This window comes from Myxococcus vastator, assembly GCF_010894475.1.
In the GTDB taxonomy this organism is placed as follows: Bacteria; Myxococcota; Myxococcia; order Myxococcales; family Myxococcaceae; genus Myxococcus; species Myxococcus vastator.
Genome location: NZ_JAAIYB010000667.1, coordinates 1 through 3,277, shown reverse-complemented (window position 1 = coordinate 3,277; position 3,277 = coordinate 1). Strand labels below are relative to the sequence as shown.

3 protein-coding genes are annotated in these 3,277 nt (G+C 70.3%); 1 reads left to right on the top strand and 2 read right to left on the bottom strand.

Annotated elements, in window-relative coordinates:
* Both cas6 and G4D87_RS35805 read right to left on the bottom strand, forming a co-directional pair.
* Positions 1 to 593, bottom strand: a 593-nt coding sequence (gene cas6, locus G4D87_RS35810) for a type I-MYXAN CRISPR-associated protein Cas6/Cmx6 (protein WP_163787258.1), incomplete at its 3' end; no start/stop codon positions are given.
* A gap of 94 nt (positions 594 to 687) precedes the next feature.
* Positions 688 to 2,157, bottom strand: a complete 1,470-nt coding sequence (locus G4D87_RS35805; protein ID WP_163787256.1) for an SAVED domain-containing protein — start codon at positions 2,155 to 2,157, stop codon at positions 688 to 690.
* A gap of 289 nt (positions 2,158 to 2,446) precedes the next feature.
* Between G4D87_RS35805 and G4D87_RS35800 the strand changes: the two genes are divergently transcribed.
* On the top strand, positions 2,447 to 3,277 hold an 831-nt coding region (locus G4D87_RS35800), incomplete at its 3' end, for a DUF2381 family protein (protein WP_163787254.1).

Genomic DNA, 3,277 nt, shown 5'->3' with positions numbered 1-3,277 from the left:
TTCAAGGCCACGCGCAGGCGCGAGGGGAGGAAGAGGCCGCAGCCCATGTGGCGCCTGCCGCCCAGCCCCCGCTCCTGAAGCAACAGAGACGACTCGGGCGACAGCGCGCTCACGGTGAGCGCGAACCCAACCACCTTCTTCCCGGAGATGGAGACAACACGTCGCCGACCCACATAGGGCGTCCCCGAACAGCCCAGCTCCGCCATGAACTTCATCGTGGAAGCCTGAAAGGTGGCCTCGTCCATCGCGTGCTTGAAGGTGACGACGCGCGCGGAGAGCGTCGTGGGCGTCGCGACCAGCGGGTAGACGGTGGGCATTCCCAGACGCAGCTCCCGGCCAGCCAACTCCAACGTGCTCCCCGCCAGCGGCAGGATTTCAGAGAGCGCGTCCGCGCCGCAGCGCAACCGCAGCGTGCCCCTATCCACCTGGAGCAGTTGTTTGCCCATCCGTTTCCCTCGAAGGTTGAAGACCCCCACATCCTTGCGCTCGTGCAGCACGGGGAGGTGGCGAGAGAGCGAGGAGAACAAGAGGTAGCCGTGGTCGAGCGGAACCGGGGCGCCCTGCACGGGGAACAGCAAGTCAATCGAAGGCATGAACGCAACCTCTCCAGCGCGACGCCAGGAAGCAGGGGCACACACAGTACAGCGAATGTCCAGCAAGCCAGGTAAATATTGACAAACGAAACCATCACCCCGTCTGCAACGTGAGCGCCGGCGCGTAGCCACCCGCGCCGGTGCGCTCGTAGGACACGACGGGGCCCACGGCGTTGAGCCGCTGCCCCAGGAACACGCAGCACGCCGCGGGGGCGTAGAGGATGAGGTGCGTGATTGCCGTGCGCAGCTCGTTGCGCGCGCGCCGGAGCTGCTCACGCGCCTGGACGGCGAACGCCACCGCGTCCGCGGCCGAGCCCACGGCGCCATCATGCGGCCCGTCCTCCGGCTCCAGGTAGAGCACGGCGCGAAACCGCCCCGGCCGCTCGGCCATGAAGCGCTCCACGTCCGTGCGCGCGTCCCCCGTCACCTGGAACACCACCAGCAGCCCCGTGGCGTCCGCGTCGCCCTCGTGCCCGGTGACCCGCAACCTGCGCGCAGACGGCTTCACGTCCGAGCGCCACAAGAAGGTCTCTCCCCGCGTGGGCTGCTCGACGCGGAAGCGGTAGCCGCCCACCTCCGGGAAGTGGAAGCCCACCGCCAGCGCCATGCTCAGCGGCAGCTTGCCCCGCAGGTCCATCAACGCGCCGTCAGGCCGCCGCGACAGCCGCTGCCGCGCGGCCAGCAGCGAAGGCAGCAGCACGTCCCGCCACACCGCCTCCGACGGCACCGTCCGCGCGTCGCGGTCGAAGTGCGGCGTCCAGTCCAGCTCCTCGGTGGGTGGCTGCTCCCACACGCGCCGCGCCCACGCATGAATCCAGAGGCTCACGGCGGGCGCGTCCTCTCGCGAGGCCAGCAGTCCCCACGCGCGAAGGGCCTCCCGCAGCGACTCCGGGGTGACGTACTTCCTGCCGCCGCCGACCTCAATCCACTGCCGGAGCCCGTCCACCGCGATGGCGCGCGGCTGCCGTCCCATGCGCAGGCCCAGCCGCCCCATCCGGTCGTCCACCTGCTCCTCCACGTCGGCGATGCCGCCCACGCCGAGCCGCAAGCGCAAGTCCTTGCAGAACGCCCGCAGCGTCTCGGCCGGCACCCCGAGCCCTTGCTCCCACGCCGCCCAATGTTTCTTCAGGGCGCCCCGCGGCGGCTGCTCGAAGAACGCGTCGGTGAAGCAGTGGTCCCTGCCATGCAGATAGCGGCCCAGGTCCGCCGCCGACGCCCAGTTGCTCAACAGCCAGACCTCGACGGGCCCCAGGGGCCGCAGCACCAGCCAGCTCTCCAGCAGCTTCCGCAGCAGCGAGCGGCCCACCCGAGGCGGCGTCACCAGCCCCGCCAGGGAATAGGTGTCCCGGTGGTCGACGTGCCACTTCACCTGCATGTAGCGGCTGGCCACGCCGGTGCCGGGCCGGGCGTGCAGCGTCACGTCGTCCGCCGAGCCCGCCGCCGGGTGCTCGACATAGCCGTGTGAGAAGGGACTGCCCGCGTCGAGCAGCCGGAGCAGCTCGTACCAGCTCAGCAGGTGCTGATAGCGGTCGCCCTCCAGTCGAGACGCGCTCTGCTCTCCCATGACGCTCCCTCATAGCGACGCCAGGGACGGCGGTGGATACCTCTCCAGGGGTATGGAAGGCGGCGCTCGAAGTGGAAGACGTCAACACGCGGGGCGACCCATCGCGGGCCCGGTGCGTTTTCTTCCGGCGCGCGGCGGGAGGGCTCCGACGGCCGCTGAACGTCCTGTGCGCTTCTGACTACCTTTCAGGTAGACATCGCCCATTCCGAGGTGCCAGACGGAGGCGCGTTCAGGCGTCCCGCCGTGTCATCCCTGTCGAGTAGGTTAGAACCCTGGAGGTTGCCCCTGCGTGTTCCCCCCTGGCTCGTTGGTGATGACGGCGGTGGTGCTCCTGCTGGGCACGGAGGCGCTGGCCCAGACACCGAACACGAAACGCTGGCGCCGCGTCGAGCGGGCCCTGGTCCTGAGCGCGGGCGCGGGTGAGCCCGTCCAGCGGCTCCGGCTGGCGCCCGGCGTGGTGACGACGGTGCTGCTCGACTCGGACGCCGCGCTGGAAGGTGAGCTGCCCGAGGCCCTGCGTGGACTGTTCACCCGGCTGGACGTCACCGGGACACATCTGCTGCTCCAGCCCGCCATCGCCATGCCGACCCAAGGCGTTGCGCCCCTGGTGCTGCGCTTCACGGACGCAGCCGCGCCACAACGGCTCGTCCTGGAGCTGACCACCGAGGCCAACGTGGTGGACTCGGTCGTCGACGTCCGGCGCCACCCCGCCACCGTGACGCAACTGGAAGCCGAGCTGGTGGCGCTGCGTGAGCGCAACGCACTGCTGGAGGCCCGGCTGGCCACGGCGCGTCGGCCGCTGCCACAACCGGGGCTCGCGAGCGCCATCCTCTCCGGCGCCATCGGCATCACGGGGGTTCTCGGCACGTGGATGGATGCCCCAGCCAGCGAGGCGGAGCTCAAGGTCCGCCAGCTTGACAGCTATCGCTCCGGCGCGTGGGTGGCGCTCGCGGTGAAGCTGGAGAACCCACCGGGCGAGGCGCCCTGGCAACCGGGCATCGCGCGGCTGACATCGCTGGACATGAACGGGCAGCCAACAGGCGAAACGATGGAGTTGCCCCTGCTGCTGCAGGAACCGCGGCTGTTGCCCGGACAGAGCGCGGTCGCCGTCGTGCAGTGG

Bases quoted from the DNA above. Each gene is read 5' to 3' on its own strand.
- G4D87_RS35805 (WP_163787256.1), bottom strand. From the start codon at position 2,157: ATGGGAGAGCAGAGCGCGTCTCGACTGGAGGGCGACCGCTATCAGCAC.